The organism is Streptomyces sp. HUAS ZL42 (assembly GCF_040782645.1).
Classification (GTDB): domain Bacteria; phylum Actinomycetota; class Actinomycetes; order Streptomycetales; family Streptomycetaceae; genus Streptomyces.
The window spans coordinates 9,785,292-9,802,312 of record NZ_CP160403.1 but is presented as its reverse complement, the minus strand read 5'-3'; the positions used below and the strand labels follow the sequence as shown (position 1 = coordinate 9,802,312).

The following is a 17,021-nucleotide window of genomic DNA, read 5'->3' as shown; positions in this document are numbered from 1 at the left end:
CGGCTCAGATCGATTCCTCATGTGGTGGGCGTGGCACGGGGCGGCTGATCCGGTACTGGCGATAAGGGTCCCGGTGGCGGCTCATGTTGGGTGCGGCAACGCGCGGATACAGGCGCCCGTAGCGGGGGTAGTTGCGGAGGACGGTGGTGAGGCCGTCCTCGGTGGGAGCGGCGTAGGACTGGTCGCCGCGCTGGAACACGGTGGCGTACTGGCGTATCTGCAGGATGGTGAGGTCTGCCGACGGGGCGTAGCGGGTGATGTTGGACAGGGCTATGCCCTCGAGGCCGGCATTGGTCAGCGCCACCATCAGGCGCCACTGGCGGACGTTCATGGCCGTTGACAGGAACCGGGAGAGGTCTTTGGCGCTCTTGGGTGCTGCTTGCTCGATGAATTGTTCGAGGCTCTTGCGACGGTTGATGGCTTGGGTCATGGCCAGGGTGGTCTGGGCGAAGCGTTCGTCGACTTCTGTGCGGGCTCGTTCGCGCAGCAGGTCCCGGAACGTCTCGAGTTCGGCGTTCACGAGACGGCACGTGACCTGAGGTGACCTCTGCAAGAGCTTGGCGATGTGCTGGAGGAGGGGCTCATCAGCGTCGATGACGGCTGGGGTGTGTTCCAGGTGGGCGCGCTGGAAGAGTCGGTCGAGCAGGGCGGTCAGTTGGTTCTGGCGGGCGAGGGCTGCTGGATGTCGCTGCAGGGATCGGTCGATCACGGCCGGGTTCACCCCGAAGGTGCGGGCCAGGCTCATCCTGACGGTGCCGTCGTCGCGTACCGGGAGCAGGGCGTGGCGCTCGATGTTGGTGTAGCTGCTGCGGCTTATGCCGGTGAGTTCGGCCGCCTGGGCGACGGTGAGTCCGGCTTGGCAGCGCAGGCCTTGGATGTCGGCCAGGACCCGCTTCTGGCGCAGCTTGTGGACGGGAACGTTGAACAGCTCGCTGATCTGGGCGATGCGTTTAGGGTCCGGCTTAGAGGTGTTGCTCTCATAGGCGAGGACGCGGCTCTTGGAGGTGCCCAGACGTTTGGCGAGGGCTTCGGCGCTGAGGAGCCGCCCGCCGACGGGATGGGTCAGGCGTATGAAGCGCAGAGTGTCGCCATCGAAGTCCGCCGTACCACGAGGCACTGACACTGCCCCCCTCTCGTCGTACCTTCAACAACCCGGTACGGTACCGTTTAGGTGCAGGATCCCGTCTAAGGATTCACCCCTGCGAGTAGTTCACCCTATTTTGGCTGCTCAATTCACGTGTGCCGGTACCGTATAGAACTGTTTTGGGTTCACGGCAGGCGACTGCACACGCGAGGATGGCTATGCAAGGGGGGTTCTTGCTCGGGGGATCTCTATGGTGGAACCCTGCCCGGAGTCTGCGACTCCGCGACAACGGCGTACCGAAAAGCGATCGTGGACCCGCGTCCGGCGGGAACTGGAGCACGGGCCCACGTCCCGGCTATTCGGTAACTGACGGCGGGTGAGGTTCCCTTCTCCTCATCCGCCGTTGCCGTACAGGTCGAGCATCAGCCGTATGAGCCAGTAGAGGCATTCACCGACCACGCGAGCCCGACGCACGCGCGACGCGTTACCGCGGTCCGGCTCCGTACGGTCACGCGGGGGCCGGCCGTCATCCTGATCCACCGTCTCCGGAACCTTTTGTTCCGGATCTTGGGGATCAGGCGGGACGGCATCGTCCCGGTCGCCTGGCCGGTCAGAGCTAGCCACGAACCTCGCTCCTTTCTGTTGGGGCCGGGTCCACACGAACCCGTACGACGCCCGCCGGAACCGGCACAGAAAAGAGCTAGGGGAAGACTACCGGGTCGCACGGACGGATCCCGTATCCCTCGTGTGGGTCAACGGCGTGCCGTCAAGGGACTGAAGGTCCCATTCCCGTCAAGAGTGATCCCTGTGCGAGTAGACGAGTCGACATTCGCACGCGCCGGGATGTCGTCACCTTGCATGTGAAGGCTCAACGTCCCAACTACGTTGAAATCACGGGAATTCATTACCGGGGAGTAGGCTTGTAAAAAGATAAGCAACCTTCGTTAATGATCAAGAAGTGGCCGCTCAGCCTCAGCTGTTGACGTATCATTTCTCGCTCATCTGAGGCGAGTTGGCCTACCCCTCGCCCGACAAGCGCTACGCTCCCCCAGCCCTGAAGCGGCTCAACTCCTCGACCCGGAAGAGCAACACCTCACCACGCGGCTGGATGGTGCGGCATGGAGCCCTTTCGTCATCTCGCTGGCGAAACCGAACTTCCAGGTCAGGGCCAGCGGGGGCGGACGGCAAGATCGCACACTCCTTCCCCCGGCTCCGCCATGGTGCCGCTGCGCACGAGGTAATTCGCGTCGGGGCTTCAGCAGGCCGATCAGGGCGCTGCCCGCCCAGCCGTCGGCATCCTCGAAGTAGCCCTTCATGGCTGCGGAGTTGTCGGCCCGGCCGCCCTGCTCGGCGGAGCGAGGTTTTCCGGCGGAACGGTCGACTTCCGGCCACGCGGTGTTCTCCGGCGGCACGGTGGCCTTCGGCAGCGAAGTTGCCTTCCGCGGCGCGGATTTCTCCGACGGCACGGTCAACTTCCGCGGCGAGGCCGACTTCGGCGGCACGATGTTCTCCGGCGGTACCGTCAACTTCACCGGCGCGCATGGCGTACCGCCGTCGGGCCTGGTTCCTCCGAGCGGAGCGCCTCTCCCCGACGGCCTACTCCTACCTCCCGCCTGGTACCCGACCGGCCCCTGAGGGATCGCAGTTCTCACTGTTACCGGTGAGTGATCATTGGCTTTTGTCGTGGCTCGTATCCCAGACGAAAGCGCTGGGGAGGGAGAGTGAGCGTGATCTCGCCAGCCGATGGCGCGATCGATCTTCTTGATCTCTGCCCAATGGGATCATCGGGCGGTCACAACGCATTTCCGGGCTAGCACCCGCTGAACCCGGCCGGTCACGGACCGGCTGGTTCCTGGCGCAGGAGGTCAGGGCGGGCGTCGGCGAGGTCGAAGGCCCGCTTGAGGCCCTCCACGATCGCGGGTTCGATCCGGTAGACGCGTACACGGTCGTCGAGCTCGAGCACCTTGGTCTTGTTGTCCGGACCGATCCTGCGCCGAACCGCGCGGATGCTGGTGAGCGTACCGCCGATCTTCCCCAGCGGGATCGGCGTCTCGGGGTGGTCGGCGAAGTGCTGGCGGATGTCGTCGTAGGGGGCGGTGCCGCCCAGGTCGACCAGGCGGCGCAGCACCGCGCGGGCGCCGGGCATGACGGCGGCGACGGTGTCGAACAGCAGCCGCTCGGTCCAGCCCTCCCAGAGGTCGTCGCTGCCGAGAGTTTCCGGGCCCGGCCGGGTTTCGAGCACGGGAGCGTCAGGCCAACCGCTCGTCACGAGGGCGGGGTTGAGCCCGTACGCGGCCTGCACGGCCGCGATCGCCTGCTCGTAGGTGTCCCTCTGGGTGTCGATGGTCAGCTGCACGCCCTCCCCCTCCGTGATCTCCGCTCCCATCCTGGACCCGGCAGGGGAAAGTCCAAAGACATTGCGGCGGAAGTTCGTGGCGGCGGCGCGGGCCATGCTGCGCGCCGTTCCACTCCTGCCGGTAGCGAGCGTCGGGCAGCCGCCGGTGACGCACCAACTCCTGCGCCACCTCGGCCAGATCATCCGGCGCCGCGTAGATGGTCTCGATCGGGGAGAGCACCGTGTGCAGCAGGACGTCGTGGGGGCCGAGCCCGAGCAGGGCGTAGAACCAGCCCCGGCGTTCCTCCCACTGCAGCCGGATTCCGCCGCGGCCGCCGGTGCGGCTGGCATCCCACCGCAGCAGCATGTAGGTGGTCAGGCCCCGCTGGCGGGTACGGACGTCGGCCCGGACGATGCCCGGCGCAATCCCGCGGGCGGCAAGAGCCTCGTCGACGGCCTTCACGTAGGGCCAGTGCGGCAGCTTTTGGGGTCGGCCGGGCCACCCGGGCGGGTCAGGCAACACAGGTCTCACCTCTGCGAGCGGAAGCGGGAGCGGGTCGGGTCTGGAGGCGCGGCGGAAGACGGCGGCGGGGCCGATCACGCTGGCGCCGAACTTGTCCCGGACGCGGTCGATCGCCGCTTCGGCCACCAGCCGCGCTTCGCGGGCGCCGTCCAGGCTGATCTGCGTCGCGATCTGGTCGGCGCCGACGAGGTCCTCGCCCTCGAGGGCGAGGGCGGTCAGCCGTCCGCGCTGCAGGCCTGCGGCGTCCATCAACGAAGTGCGCGGGTTCGCAGATTCCTGATGCCGTTCGAAGCGGAACCCAGCTTGTAGAGGACAGTCGGTGCGAGGGCTATCGCGGGTTCCTGAATGACGTCAGTCATATAAGGCAAGCGAGGTAGGTCTGTACTTGCCTGGACGGTGTCCACGGGGTGTTAGGCACGTTGGCCACGTCTGCTGTTCTCTGCCGGCACTACCGAGCCGAGCAGGCCAACAAGTCCCCGGCGTGCGGGTGGAACGAAGCGTCCGCCCTTTCCGGTATGTCGGCGACCGCCTCGTCGGCCGAGGCCATGACCTTGTCCACGTTGTTCATGCCTTTCTCCGGTGCCGGACGCGGTGTCCGGCACCGGGGTGGTGCCAGAGCTCATCGCATGGTGGTCATCGCCTGCGGCGGGCAGGTGGCAGAGGCACCGGGGCGACGCCCTCGACGACGGTGTTGCTGATGGTGCCGATGCCCTCGACTGTCATGGTGACGCTGTCGCCGGGGACGAGCGGCGGGGGTTCGAGGACGCCGCCTCGGCCCCAGAGTTCGGCCAGGCAGCCGCCGTTGCCGCAGGTTCCGGAGCCCAGGACGTCGCCGGGGCGGATCCAGGTGCCGCGGGAGGCGTAGGCGGCCATCTCCTCGAACGTCCAGGCCATGTTGGCCAGTCGGTCCTGTCCGATCGTCTCGCCGTTGACGGTGACGGTAAGGGTGAGGTCGAGGAGGCCGTCGGCGTTGCGGTGGCGTTCGAGTTCGTCGGTGGTGACGAGCCAGGGGCCGAGGGTGGTGGAGGTGTCCTTGCCCTTGGCCGGGCCGAGTTTGACCCTCATTTCGCGGCCCTGGAGGTCGCGGGCGGACCAGTCGTTGAGGATCGTGTAGCCGAGGATGTGGTCGCGTGCCTGCTCGGGGGTGAGGTCCCGGCCGGCCCTGCCGATGACGGCGGCGACTTCGAGTTCGTAGTCGAAGCGGAGGCAGCCGGGCGGCACGGGCACGTCGTCGTGGGCGCCGATCATCGCGTACGGGTTGGTGAAATAGAACGCGGGTGCGGCGTACCACTCCTCGGGCACGGTGTCGCCGTACCCCTGAGCGACGCCCGCGACATGGCTCTCGAAGGTCATGTAGTCGCGAACGGTGGGCGGCTGCAGCGGAGGCAGTAGCCGTACGCCGGCCAGGGGCACGGGCAGGGAGGCGGTCAGGGCGCGTTCTGCCGCCCCGCGCAGAGCCTCCTCGCCCTCCACGATCAGGTCCAGGAGGTCAACGGGGTGTTCGAAGGGGTGGAGCTGGTCGTCGGCGACGACTCCCGACTGCCGTTTCCCGTCGTGGACGAAGCTTGCGAACTTCACGCCGTGCTCCCCTCCGCCCCGGCCGGCGCGGTGCCGCTGTGCCGGAAGCCGACGAAGACGGCGGCGATCACGGCGGCGGCCACGCAGGCGGCGGCGGTGAGGATCAGCCCGTTGTTGTAGCCGCTTGCCAGCGCGTGCTCGGTGAGCGGGGCAAGCTTGGCACTGAGCGGGCCCAGGTCGGCGCTGTGCAGGGCGAGCGGCCCGCCCTCGTGCAGGACGGTGGAGGCGATGCCGTGCTCCTTGGGGGTAAGGCCCGCGTCGGCGAGGCTGCTGGTGAGCTGACTCGCGGCCATGCCGAGGGCGACGGCGCCGACGATGGCCGGGCCGAGTGTCTGGCCGAGGTCGCGGACCAGACTGGTGGTGGCGCTGGCCATGCCGGTCAGGGTGGGCGGTACGACGTTGACGGCAGCCGCGGTGAGGGCGGCGACGACCAGACCGAAGCCCACACCGTTGAGCACCAGCGGCCCGAGCAGGGGCACCAGGCCGGTTTCGTGGATCGGCACCGCCCGCAGCCACAGTTGGGCGCTGGCCAGCGAGACGAACCCGGTGACCAGCATGGGGCCGGGGCCGACGCGGTGCAGCAGGCGGACCAGCAACGGCCAGATGAACGGGGTGATGCCCTGAATGACCAGGAAGGGCACCGCGGCCTGGAAGGGGCTCTGGTGCTGGATGACGCCGAGGCGGATGCTCAGGTCGTACGCGCCGCCGAGGAAGCCGAACATGCCGATCACCGCCATCGCGGCCGACGCGGCGAAGGCCGGGATGCGGAACAGCTCCAGGCGCAGCATCGGGTACGTACTGCGATGTTCCACCATCACGAACGCGGCGATGAACACGGCGAAAGCGACGAAGGACGCGACGACGGGTGCCGAACTCCAGCCGTCGGAAGGGCCTTGGATGATGCCGTACAGCAGGGTGAGCATGGCCACGGCGATGGTGATCTGCCCCGCCCAGTCCAGCGAACGGCCCTCGGGGGCGCTGGACTCGGTGGCCAGCAGCCAGGCCGCCACCGCGGTGATCACAGCGAGCACTCCGGTCACGCCGAACGCCCACTGGAAGGAGGCGTGCTCGACGATGCCGCCGGACATCAGCGGGGCGATCAGGGCACCCAGCGACAGGGCCGTGGTCCAGGAGGCCAGGGCCTTGGCTCGCGCGGCCGGTGTGGTCGTGATGGCGGTGACCATCGACAGGGAGGTGGGGAAGAGCGCGGCGGCTCCGATGCCGGAGATCGCCTGACCGGTGATCAGCTGCGCTGCCGAGTCGGAGGTGGCGGACACCGCGTAGCCGACGGCGGACAGCAGCGCCGCTCCGACCACCAGTTTCTTGCGGCCGTACAGGTCGCCCACGACGCCGAAGGTCAGCGCGAGGACGGCGGCGGGAACGAGGAAGGCGTCACTGATCCAGGTCAGTTCTCCGCCGGACGTCTGGAGGGTGCGCTGCGTGACGCCGTTGATCGCGGCGGGCAGGACGAGCCCGATCTGGGCCAGGCAGACGGCCAGACAGCCAGCGATGATCGTGCCGGTGTGGCGTGCCGTAGCGGCCGGTGCGGCATCGGACGGCGGGGCGGCGGGTGGGTCGTAGGCAGGGGTGGAGACCATGTCTCCTCCTTGGAGGGTTGGCGGGACGTACGGCCCGAGGGGGATGGTGGGGAGCTGCGCGTACCGGAGGGGCGGTGCGCCGGTCGGCGGAGGGTGGGGCCTCGTCGGGGCAGGCGGGGAGCGTTCTCAGACGCGGGGGCAGAGCTCGGCCATGCGGCCGAACAGGCCGGGGCCGTCGGGCGGGGGCAGTGAGGGGTCGAGCTCCCGGTAGACGGTGTGCACGTTGACGGCCAGGCGTTCGCTCTCGTGCAAGTCGGTGAAGCGGCCGAGGCGGATGTCGCGGGCCGCATCCATGGCGGGCATGCCGGCGGCAAAGCGGGCGGTGGCCTGCTCGTGGACGTATTCCAGGTAGTCGCGGATCTCGCGGACGGCCTGTTTGGTGGTGACGGGGCCGTGGCCGGGTACGACGACGTCCGCGTCAAGGCCCAGCAGCAGGTCGCAGGCGGCGAGCCAGCGAGTGAAGGGGCCGTGCCAGACGACCGGCGCCGCCCCGGCGAAGACGATGTCGCCGGTGTAGACGGTCCGGGCCTGCGGCACGTGGACGATCGTGTCGCCGGCGCTGTGCGCGGGTCCCACGTCGATGAGGCGGACATCCACCCCGCCGATGTCGAGGACGGTCTCGCCGTCGAAGACCCGGTTCGGGAGGACGGGTTCGATGTCGGTGTAGTCGAAGCGGCCGAAGATCTGGCCAGCGAAGTGTCCGGCCGGGCTGTCCATGCCGGTCAGCGCCCGCATCTCGGCGGGGCCCACCTGCCGCATGTCCGCCACGGACCGGCGGGCCGCGATGATCTCGGCGTGGGACACAAGCTGGTTGCCGAACCAGTGGTCGCCGTTGCCGTGGGTGTTGACCACGGTGGAGATCGGTGCCGGGGCGGTCAGCGGCGCCAGCGCGTCGAGCATGGTCTTGGTCAGCCGCAGGTCGTAGAGGGTGTCGACGAGCAGCGACGCGCCCCGGCCGGTGATCAGCCCGGCGTTGCTCATGCCCCATCCGACATCGCCCGCGATCCAGGCGTAACAGCCGTGTCCGAGCTCGATACAGCCCGTCTGGGATGTCACGGAAGCCACGTTGCCTCCTTGTCAGCGTCCCGCGATCAACAGTGCGAGACTTTCATCCACTGCTGGACTCAAGTCCAGCAATGGAGAGGAATCTAGATAGATGCCGGAGAGGGGTCAAGAGCTGTGCGGCCTTGTGTTGTACTGGGGCCATGAAGATCCGGGACGCAGCAGCCGCCTCCGAGGGCGGCGCGGCCGTGGGGCGCCAGGAGCGCAGGCGTCGGAAGCTGCACGACCAGCTGTATGAGACGGCGGTCGGTCTCTTCGTCGCCCAGGGATACGAGGCGACCACCATGGAGCAGATCGCCGAGGCCGCCGATGTCGCCCGGGCCACCGTCTTCAACCACTTCGCGCAGAAGGTCGGCTTCCTTGAGGAATGGGGAATCCGCCGCCGCGCCCGCGTCGCTGAGATCCTCGGCGCGGAGCACGCCGAGGACCTGCCGGTCGACGACCGGCTGCGCCGCTACCTGAAGGAGATGGGTGACCTCAACGTCGCCTCCCGTGCAGAGACCACCGTCCTGATGGACGCCTCAGCGCGGTACGGGCACCTCCTGCAGGACCCGTCCCTGGAAATCGAACTCGCCAGGATCGTCGAGCAAGGTCGGCAACGCGGGGAGATCAGGGCCGGCGTCGACTGCGACCAGGCCGGCCAACTGCTGGCGGCCTGCTACTTCTCGACGATCCTGCGCTGGATCCGCGAGGAACCGGCCCCCTTCGACCTGCACGAGCGCCTCGCCGGGGCGCTCGACATCATCCTGCTGGGCCTTCTTGCCGACGAAACACATGCCGGGGAACCCTGACGGTTCTCCTCGCCACCGCCTTGAGGCAGAAGACCGGTGGGCCCGTCAATTAAGCAAGCTCGTGGCAACCTGCGTGATCGTTCTGCGGAGAGAACAGAAATGATCACGCAGCGCCCCCGGGCATCTTGCATCCAGGGCCGAGCCCCCGGCCCAACACGAACTGTGACGTCCCGTCCGCAGAGCGAGTCAGCGCACCGCTCAACTTCGAAGACCCATCAAGGCACGTCCTGCCCGCAACACCACACTCATGGAGCTCTCCTCGGAGCTCCCCGCAGTCGTCCTCAGCCGCCTGCTGGGCCTTCACATCAGCCGCGCCGAGAAGTGGACCAAGGAGGCTGGTTCAACCCGAGCTGACTACGCTGCCGAGATTTCCCGCCGCAGCACTGCCACCCCGATTTAGGAGAGAGGATCCCGGCCATTGGTCGCTCCGCTCAATAGCCGAGTGCCCAGTCTCCGCCGATTCGCCCAGCATCTCGAACGCGGCCCCGACGCCGTCATCGCCGGCCTCTCACAACCCTGGAACTCCGGCGTCGTCGAAGGCCACGTCAACCGGATCAAGATGCTCAAGCGTCAGATGTTCGGTCGCGCGGGCTTCGAACTCCTCCGCAAGCGCGTCCTGCTCTACGCATAGAACCAGGTCACGAGTCGTCCTCAACGAGTCCAAAACCATCAGGGAAGCCCTCCAAGAACTCGCGGCGCGAAGGATCGGCCTCCTCTGCAGCCATCGAACCGAGTAGGTCGATGAACTCGCTTCGCTGATCACTCGACAGCTGAGTCACCAGATGAGCGACACCCTCCAAGACCTTGACCGCGTCATCCGGATCCATCTGCTCGTCCTCGCACCCCTCAACGAACCAGAGGACATCGACCAAAGCCTCAGCCAGAGCACGCGTCAGCGAAGGGTACACAGGCATCGGAACGATCTCCCACCAGGCGGCTGATAGAGCGCGGCCATCTCACCACATGCCACTGACATCACTGTCGGTGAGGCATCCACAGAAAGTGGACCAGAGCCACCAACTACCGACAGAACCAGCGCCCGTAGTCCCGGGCTTCGCGGCGGCCCTCGTGCTGCGCTGCTGCACGCGTCAACGAGCCAGGCCTCCCTGCGGGGACCGGCCGATCGTGTGAGTACAGCGAAGTGAGTGGCCGGGGTATGCCTGCTCGCTGTCAGCGGGCCTGGGCGCGGGCGTGGTAATGCTCCTGCGGCCGGCGCAGCATGATGCGGCAGTACTCGGCCAGCGGCCGGTGCTGTTCCTCGTCGATGACCAGAGCCACGGTGTGGACGCCCATCGGCTCCGGGTATGGCCGCGCGAGGCTGGGAGGCGCGCAGGTTGGGCCAGTAGCGGCCGTGTGCAAAGCCGGAGGCCGCCCGCCAGGCGGCGCCCACCTTGACCGCGGTGAGACCTGCCGCGGGGGCGGCGGTGAGCAGGATCTGGTGGGTCTTGGGTGCGGTCAGCGGGGCCAGGGCGAGGCGATCGGCGAGGGCGCGGATCTCGGCCCGGCGCTGCGCACCGGTCATGCCGCCGCCGGACGGTTGGTGACCGGTGTCCGTCTCGTGCTGATGCCGGTTGCGCATGTCCTCGTCCCACAGCGACAGCGCGCGGCGTCGGCGCTCGTTCCGTCCGGCGCCGGCGGCCACCTCGGCGAGCTCCCAGCCAATCGGAGCGGTCAACTCCGGGCAGGCCGCCAGGGTGAGGTGCGGGCAGTTGGTCGGTGACCGGTGGCACGCCTGACTGGCAGCCGCGGCCGCGAGCCGCCGCCAGGCCTCCCAAACCGCTAGCTCTGCCGCCTCATCCAACCGGAGCTCGACCGTGCGCACCGCCGCACCCTACCGGCGATCGCCTGCGGTTCCGCCGTCGGCCGGGCCGCCAGGCCGGGGGTCGACCGGGCCCCGCGGTCGGTCTCCTCGACGACGGTTTCCACCGCATGGCACAGGAGGCGCTGCGCGGATGTCGTCCTGTGGCGGTGATTCCTGGAAGAAGGCGCGTAGGGGCTCGTCAATGGTGCGTGCGCAGCTGCTGCAGTCAGCTGCGGCGTCAAGGCGAGGTGCGAGGTCTTGAGTGTCGCAGGGGGTGAGGATGAGCCAGCGTAGGGCGACCTGCCGGATGAGGAGCCTGAGCTCACGCAGTTCGGCCTGCTTCTGTGTCTCCTCCTGGTCTACGAGCAGGCCTCCGTGTACGTGTTTCGAGCGCGCGCTGTACGCCTTCTGCACCCTGTTCTCGACGCGCTCGCGCAGTGGGCTGGGGAACAGAGCGGCTGTCCGGGTCCGGATCCTTTCGCTGATGCCCTCGTGCTTGTCGTCGGGGCTGACCATCAGGGCTTCCAGCGCGATGACATAGTCCAGGTGCAGCTCGTCGGCCTCTTGCTCCCACACACCGTCGTCCCTGTGGGTGCGCTGGTAGGCCTGCAGCAGGTGACTGGCGGCTCGCTCCAGGCGCCGGGCTCGCTTCCTGCGCAGGCTCCGGCCGCTGGTGATGCCGTCCATGACGGCGTCGATCTTTGCTGTCACTGCGGAACAGAAGGCTTGCAGCCGCGGGAGACCGGCTGGAGCGACGTAGAAGCTGCCTGTCTCGCGGACTTCGACTTCTTCTGGGCTGCCGTAGTGGTCCTCGTAGAGCTGGATTGTGGTGGGCACCTGCTTTCGGTTCAGGTCGAAGGACCGGCCGCGCTCGACGTCGAACACCGCGTCGACGTGCAGCAGGTCCTCACTCCACAGGATCAGCGGCAGCAGAGCCCTCCAGGACTTTGTTGGCGGATTCGGTGTTCAGGCGGCCAGTTCCAGGCCAAGACGGGCGAAGCGGCTGATGCGGGTGGTGCCGATGGGAGTTTCGGTCCACCAGGCGTCGAGGCGGTGGAGGTTGAGTCCGGCGCCGGTCAGGACATGACCGAGGTGGGTTTTGTGCAACCCACGGTAGGGCGTGGTCCGTGTCCGCGTCACCCGGACCGCCTGGGAGATGGTGCCTTCAACTCCGGCGCGTGTGCCGTAGGCGGTCCTCCACTCAGCGGTCCCCTGTTCGCGTCGGCGCTGTTCAAGAGCCTGCTGCTGAGGTTGAGTGAGCAGGGTCAGACTGCGGCCCCACTTGCTCTTGGCGCTGGTGCACGCCGCGCGCGCCGGGCAGGCGTCGCAGTCGGCCTTGGCGAAGTGGACCCGGATGATCTCGGTGCCGGTGGGTTTGCACTGCTCAGACCAGCTGACACTGCGCTGTCCGCGGGGGCACGTGACCGTGCGGGCCGGCCAGTCGATGGTGAAGGCGTCCTGTCCGAGGCCGTCGCCGGCCCGGCCCTGGGCGGTGGTGTCGGCGAAGACCGGTCCCATCAGCTCGATGTCCTGCTCGGCGGCGGCGACCAGCAGCGCGGCGGAGGTGTAGCCGGAGTCGACCAGGTGGATGCCGGGCAGCAGGCCGCGCGCGGCCAGCGCGTGGTGAACGGGCTCGGTGATCTCCACGTCGGGAACGGTGGCGTCGGTGGTGACCACGTTCGTGATCAGATGCGGGGCATCCGGCTCGCAGGACTCCGTGAAGTGGACCTTGTAGCCGTCCCAGCCCGCGCCGCGCTTGACGCTGTACCGGGTGTCGGTGTCGTAGGGGCTGGACAGCCTCAATCTGCCTGGCGGGAGATCTTTGCCCTCCCGCCAGCGCACCCCCTCCTCGTCACGGTGATATTGCTGCACCCACGCACTGCGCAGGACCTGCACCGCCTCGATCTCCCGCAGCCAGACCGGTGCGCCGGGTGCGTAGACGGCCCCAAGCAGCGCGAATCCGTCCTCTCCCACGGCCAGCGCCCACTGCTGCCGGGCGTCGCCTCCCTTGGGAAAGCGGAAGGAATCGATGCGCTTGCCGTAGCGTTCGAACCACTGTGGCGCGGCGACCTGCCCGAGCCAGCCGGGCGCCGCGACGGCCAGCGTCTCCAGTGTGGCGCGCAAAGCTCTCGCCGACGAACTCCATCCGGTTCAGCGTCCGCACCTGGGCCAGCACGTGCGTGGAGTCGGTGCGCTGGCGGCCTCCCGCCCGCAGCAGCCCCAACTCACTCACTCGTTCCAGCAGCCGGTCAAGGACCAGTTCCTCCAGGCCATGCGCCATCAGCCGGTCCCGGAACTCGCTGAGCACGGAGAAGTCGAACCCGGGATCGTCCAGCTCCAGGCCGAGCGCGTACTTGACGTCGATCCGCCCGCGCACCGCGTCGGCAGCCTGCCGGTCCGTCAGGCCCTCCGCGAACTGCAGCACACTGACCATCGCTAACTGGCCCGGCGACCAGGCTGGACCACCCCGACGCGGAAATGCCCGAGCGAACAGCTCGTCCTCGAACAGCGGACCGAGTTCATCCCGGATCCGCATGGCCAGACAGCCCTTACGGAATGCGGCGCGAGCCACCCGCGCGGTGGCCTCCGGGACGGGCGGAGCAGGCACAGGGCGCAGCGACATCGCAGCCCCTCCTTGCCTCCCCGCACGATGGAACCGAACCTCCATCAGACTGCCCGATCAAACAAGATCACCAAGGGCGGTCACCGAATCCGCCAACAAAGTCCTCCAGTGGCGGGCTTCCGGTCGTGGACCGGTGAAGTCGAACCAGGGCGCGCCGTTGCGGTCCGATGTGCGGCTGGGGTCGGGGGCGTGGACGAACGGTTCACCGGCCAGGAGAGACAGGTCGATGCCTCCCGGCTTCAGGTCGTAGAGGGCGGGCATCCCAACTGCTTCAGCTTGTCGGCGGTGAAGGTCTGCAGCGTGTAGCGGCCCAACGGGATCTGTATTCCCTCTGGGAGGTCGCCGCTTAGCAACAGCCAGTCCTCCACTGCCGGCGCGGGTGCTGTGCAGTAGGCGACGAAGCTGTCCGCGACCTCTTCCACCGGCACCGTCGCCCCCTGGGCCACCAGACGGGTCGCGTCGCCCAGTCCCGATCCGCCCAAGAGCGTGCACCATCGGGGCAGCCAGTCACCGTCGACCTTGCCGTACAGGTCGCGGTGCTCGGATTTCGGCGCAGCGCTCACCACCGCGTTGATCACGGCCCAAAAACCTGGCTCTGTCGACAGTCCTACATCGGTGATGGCCTGAGGTATCGAGGGCAGGTCACGTGCCTGCTCAAGCCAGGTAAGGACGGCCTGACGCAGCTGGGAGGTGTCTTCCATGCGGCACGAACGCAGCGCACTTCGCCGCCCGCGAGACCCCACTACCTGAGGCCCGGTTCAAGGCGAGGCGGTGCGGGACGAACTGCTGGAAGCGGTCGACGTTCTCCTCGTTCAGCTCCAGGTCGCTGGCGGAGCTGGGCCCTGTTCTAGGACGGGTGGTACGCGCCCACCAGCAGTGTGTCGGCAGTGCGCGGCCCACCGGTGGTCGCAGGCAGCACGTCGGCAGTGATGTTGGTGAATCCGGCCTCGTCGAGCAGCTTGGTCCACACGTGCTCTTGAAGGACCCAGCGGCGCATCGTGGTGGTTTCGCCGTCCGGTGTCCTTGCCGGAATATCGGCAGCCGCGGCATCGGGCTGGGCAGGTGCCCCGCTCAGGTGGTGGGCAAGGGTTGCGAACACCAGGCGTCCGCCCGGCTTGAGGGCGGCTGCCGCCGCGGGCAGCAGCTCGCGCGGGTCGGTGAAGTCCACCGCGCCGAAGACGCTGTACAGCACGTCGTACACGCCGGTCATCGCCTGCAGGTGGGGCACCGCGTCGGACTGCACGATGCGCAGACGGGGCGCGAGGCGGGCGTAGAGGTCGGTTGCCATGGCGTGCTGGGCGGGCGAGGCGTCGATGGCGATGACCTGAGCGGCCTGATGATGGACCACCAGGTGTGCTGCGTGCCGGGATGTGCCGGCGCCGAGGTCGCCCACACAGCGGCCGGTCAGGTCACCGAGGACCTCGGGGCCGGGCCCGGCGTCCTGGCCCCAACTCCAGTGGAAGGTGTCGGGAACGGTGCGGTCACTGGTGGCGCGGGCGCGGCCGTAGTGGTGCCAGAGATCTGCGGTGCTGGTGGTCACCCGGACCATCCTGGCGGCCGCAACCGGGCCGTGGGCCGGTTCGCCGAAATCTCACCCGGGCGGGCCGTCGGGCCCCAGCCGTGCGGCCGGGGCCCGGGAAGCTCGCAGCGGCAGGGCGGTCAGTGCGAGTCGTTGCCGGGGTGGCACGGGCCGCAGTCGGCGGCGTCCGTCCACAGCGGCAGGTCGACCTCCCAGCCGTCGGCGGCGACGATGTGAGCCGTCTTGATCACGGAGCCATCGTTCTTCATGTCCACCTTGGGCACGTGGTGCAAGAACTGTCCGTCGTTGAACTTCTCGCACAGTCCGGCGTACGCGACGGTGTCCAGGATGACCGTGTGGACGCCGATGTCGACGAGCTTGCTGGGCGCCAGCCCCAGCCCCTCGCCCCGGTGGTTCATCGCGGTCAGCAGATAGGCGTAGCCCTGGCCAAGGACCCGGGCGGCCATGACCAAGTCGTAGGGGTAGTCCCGCATGAGGAGCCCGACCTGCTTGTCCCACAGGTCGGCCGGCACGACGTCGCGCGCGCAGCGGACCGGGCCGGTCGCCGGGTCGGCGGCCGGAGGGGATGCAACAGCGGCGGTGGCTGCCATGGTGTGCCTCCGATGGACGGTGCCCCGCGGCGCGGGGCGGTGCACCCAGCACACCGCGCCGACCGGCTTCGCGGTGATCAACTCTCTATCTGTGCAAGGCGTTTGCGCGTCGTGCAAACGGCCTCGACGCGCCCGGCCGACGCCCGTAGCGTGGAGGCCCCTGTCTGTGCGGTGTGGGAGGGACGCGTGCCCGTTGACCCGCTCTGGAACAGCACGACAGCACTGCAGTTAGCCGCGCAGCGGCGCCCCGGCGCGCTCATCCGGCTCGGACGCCAGAACCACTGCTGGACGCTGGCCGTGCTCGCTGACCGGATCGGCTGCTCGCCCGCGACCGTCTCCCGTCTGGAGCGCCGCACCCGGATCACCGACCTGGCCCTGGTGCACCGTGCCGCTCGGGAAGTCGGCGTGCCCGGACACGTCCTCATGACATCCCTCGCGCCACCGCCCGCTACGGCAACGACGGCCACTAGAGTGACGGCCAGTCAGCGTGACGCCGAGGAGGACCCCATGCGCCGCCGTACGCTGCTTACCGCCACGGCGGCCGCCGGACCGGCCGCCCTGCTGATGGGCCTGGACGACGCTCTGGCCGGCACCCCCGCCCCGTCCGGTGCCGGGCCGCTGGACGGCCGTCTGACGGGCGCCCGCGCACTGTACGACCAGGGCGCGCACGCACGGCTCCTGGCCGCCCTGCCCGGCCTCATCGCCGACGCACACCACCCCGTTGCCTCCCGGCGCAACCTCGACCAGGCCCGGCTGTCCGCCGTGTACAGCCTCGCCTCCGCCGTGCTCATCAAGCTCGGCTCCTACGACCGCGCCCGGCTCACCGCGGACCGTGCCCGCACCTGGGCCGAGATCTCCGGCTCCCCGCTCGCAGCCGCGGCCGCAGCACGGGAACTGGCCATCGTGCTGCGCCACCAGGACCAACACGGCGCCGCTCAGCGCCTGATGTCCTCGGCAACCGACGGCCTGGAGGCGAGCGGCCTGCGCACCGAGGCCGCGGTCGCCGCCTACGCGCAGATGCTCTGCACCCTGGCCTACACCGCCGCCCGAGCCGGGCAGCGCAGCGAGGCCCTGGCGATGACCGAGGAGGCCCGCCGCGCCGCCCGCCGCCTGCCCCAGGTCGCTCCACCCGGCCGGCTGTTCGCGATCAGCCCGGCCGCCGTCGACCTGTACGCGGTCGGCGTGCACTGGGCACTCGGCGACGCCGGCGCCGCCCTGGACACCGGGAAGAACCTACGGCCCGAGCAGTTCCCGACCGCCGAGCGCAAGGCCCGCCTGGGCACCGACATGGCACGCGCCTGGTGGGCCTGGCAGCGCCCCGAACAGACCGCCCGCGCCCTGCTGGACGCCTACCGGGCCAGCCCCGGCGAGGTCCGCGACCGGCCCGCGATCCGCCACATCGTCACCGAGCTCGCCGAGCGACACCCGCGCACCAGCGGCGTACGCGAACTGCACACAGTCGTGACACGGGCCAGCTGACGCTCCACGTCAAGGGA

At 68.9% G+C, this 17,021-nt stretch carries 16 protein-coding genes and 2 pseudogenes; 4 read left to right on the top strand and 14 right to left on the bottom strand.

The window, feature by feature from the left end:
* Positions 1 to 4 precede the first annotated feature (4 nt).
* Positions 5 to 1,117, bottom strand: a complete 1,113-nt coding sequence (locus ABZO29_RS44960) for a helix-turn-helix transcriptional regulator (protein WP_367325962.1) — start codon at positions 1,115 to 1,117, stop codon at positions 5 to 7.
* 1,281 nt (positions 1,118 to 2,398) lie between these two features.
* On the opposite strand from ABZO29_RS44960, the gene ABZO29_RS44955 reads away from it, so the two are divergent.
* The gene (locus ABZO29_RS44955; protein WP_367325961.1) at positions 2,399 to 2,719 is read left to right on the top strand and encodes a hypothetical protein; all 321 of its coding nucleotides are present in this window, start codon (positions 2,399 to 2,401) and stop codon (positions 2,717 to 2,719) included.
* A 199-nt stretch (positions 2,720 to 2,918) separates the two neighbouring features.
* Here ABZO29_RS44955 and ABZO29_RS44950 read toward each other — a convergent pair whose 3' ends face one another.
* The 5 genes from ABZO29_RS44950 to ABZO29_RS44930 all read right to left on the bottom strand — a co-directional run bounded on the left by ABZO29_RS44950 (position 2,919) and on the right by ABZO29_RS44930 (position 8,183).
* Positions 2,919 to 3,326: a hypothetical protein gene (locus tag ABZO29_RS44950; RefSeq protein ID WP_367325960.1), complete on the bottom strand. Its 408-nt coding sequence runs from the start codon at positions 3,324 to 3,326 to the stop codon at positions 2,919 to 2,921.
* Between the two features lie 7 nt (positions 3,327 to 3,333).
* Positions 3,334 to 4,191, bottom strand: a complete 858-nt coding sequence (locus tag ABZO29_RS44945) for a DUF6292 family protein (RefSeq protein WP_367325959.1) — start codon at positions 4,189 to 4,191, stop codon at positions 3,334 to 3,336.
* 384 nt (positions 4,192 to 4,575) lie between these two features.
* Complete coding sequence (locus ABZO29_RS44940) at positions 4,576 to 5,520, bottom strand: fumarylacetoacetate hydrolase family protein (protein WP_367325958.1); 945 nt, start codon at positions 5,518 to 5,520, stop codon at positions 4,576 to 4,578.
* Complete coding sequence (locus ABZO29_RS44935; protein WP_367325957.1) at positions 5,517 to 7,118, bottom strand: MFS transporter; 1,602 nt, start codon at positions 7,116 to 7,118, stop codon at positions 5,517 to 5,519. The genes ABZO29_RS44940 and ABZO29_RS44935 overlap by 4 nt, the downstream gene beginning before the upstream one ends.
* Positions 7,119 to 7,244: 126 nt before the next feature.
* Positions 7,245 to 8,183, bottom strand: a complete 939-nt coding sequence (locus ABZO29_RS44930) for an MBL fold metallo-hydrolase (RefSeq protein ID WP_367325956.1) — start codon at positions 8,181 to 8,183, stop codon at positions 7,245 to 7,247.
* Between the two features lie 140 nt (positions 8,184 to 8,323).
* On the opposite strand from ABZO29_RS44930, the gene ABZO29_RS44925 reads away from it, so the two are divergent.
* Together ABZO29_RS44925 and ABZO29_RS44920 are read left to right on the top strand one after the other, a co-directional pair.
* On the top strand, positions 8,324 to 8,971 hold the full coding sequence (locus ABZO29_RS44925) for a TetR/AcrR family transcriptional regulator (protein ID WP_367325955.1): 648 nt from the start codon (positions 8,324 to 8,326) through the stop codon (positions 8,969 to 8,971).
* 442 nt (positions 8,972 to 9,413) lie between these two features.
* Positions 9,414 to 9,602, top strand: a pseudogene (locus tag ABZO29_RS44920) (ISL3 family transposase); the annotation flags it as partial.
* Between the two features lie 7 nt (positions 9,603 to 9,609).
* On the opposite strand, the gene ABZO29_RS44915 reads toward ABZO29_RS44920, so the two are convergent.
* The 8 genes and pseudogenes from ABZO29_RS44915 to ABZO29_RS44880 form a co-directional block, all read right to left on the bottom strand.
* Positions 9,610 to 9,885: a hypothetical protein gene (locus ABZO29_RS44915; RefSeq protein WP_367325954.1), complete on the bottom strand. Its 276-nt coding sequence runs from the start codon at positions 9,883 to 9,885 to the stop codon at positions 9,610 to 9,612.
* 256 nt (positions 9,886 to 10,141) lie between these two features.
* On the bottom strand, positions 10,142 to 10,264 hold the full coding sequence (locus ABZO29_RS44910) for a hypothetical protein (protein WP_367325953.1): 123 nt from the start codon (positions 10,262 to 10,264) through the stop codon (positions 10,142 to 10,144).
* A gap of 538 nt (positions 10,265 to 10,802) precedes the next feature.
* Positions 10,803 to 11,609, bottom strand: a complete 807-nt coding sequence (locus tag ABZO29_RS44905) for a hypothetical protein (protein WP_367325952.1) — start codon at positions 11,607 to 11,609, stop codon at positions 10,803 to 10,805.
* A gap of 129 nt (positions 11,610 to 11,738) precedes the next feature.
* A pseudogene (locus tag ABZO29_RS44900) lies at positions 11,739 to 13,395 on the bottom strand (IS1182 family transposase).
* 57 nt (positions 13,396 to 13,452) lie between these two features.
* Positions 13,453 to 13,656 carry a hypothetical protein gene (locus ABZO29_RS44895; RefSeq protein ID WP_367325951.1) on the bottom strand — a complete coding sequence of 68 codons (204 nt, stop codon included), beginning with the start codon at positions 13,654 to 13,656 and terminating at the stop codon, positions 13,453 to 13,455.
* Complete coding sequence (locus ABZO29_RS44890) at positions 13,635 to 14,096, bottom strand: hypothetical protein (protein ID WP_367325950.1); 462 nt, start codon at positions 14,094 to 14,096, stop codon at positions 13,635 to 13,637. The genes ABZO29_RS44895 and ABZO29_RS44890 overlap by 22 nt, the downstream gene beginning before the upstream one ends.
* A 146-nt stretch (positions 14,097 to 14,242) precedes the next feature.
* Entirely contained in the window at positions 14,243 to 14,935 is a 693-nt protein-coding gene (locus ABZO29_RS44885) for a class I SAM-dependent methyltransferase (protein ID WP_367325949.1), read from the bottom strand.
* 119 nt (positions 14,936 to 15,054) lie between these two features.
* Positions 15,055 to 15,525, bottom strand: coding sequence for a hypothetical protein (locus ABZO29_RS44880; RefSeq protein ID WP_367325948.1), 471 nt, complete (start codon positions 15,523 to 15,525; stop codon positions 15,055 to 15,057).
* Between the two features lie 186 nt (positions 15,526 to 15,711).
* On the opposite strand from ABZO29_RS44880, the gene ABZO29_RS44875 reads away from it, so the two are divergent.
* A complete protein-coding gene (locus tag ABZO29_RS44875; protein WP_367325947.1) occupies positions 15,712 to 17,004 on the top strand; it encodes a helix-turn-helix domain-containing protein in 1,293 nt (430 codons plus the stop codon).
* Positions 17,005 to 17,021: the final 17 nt, after the last annotated feature.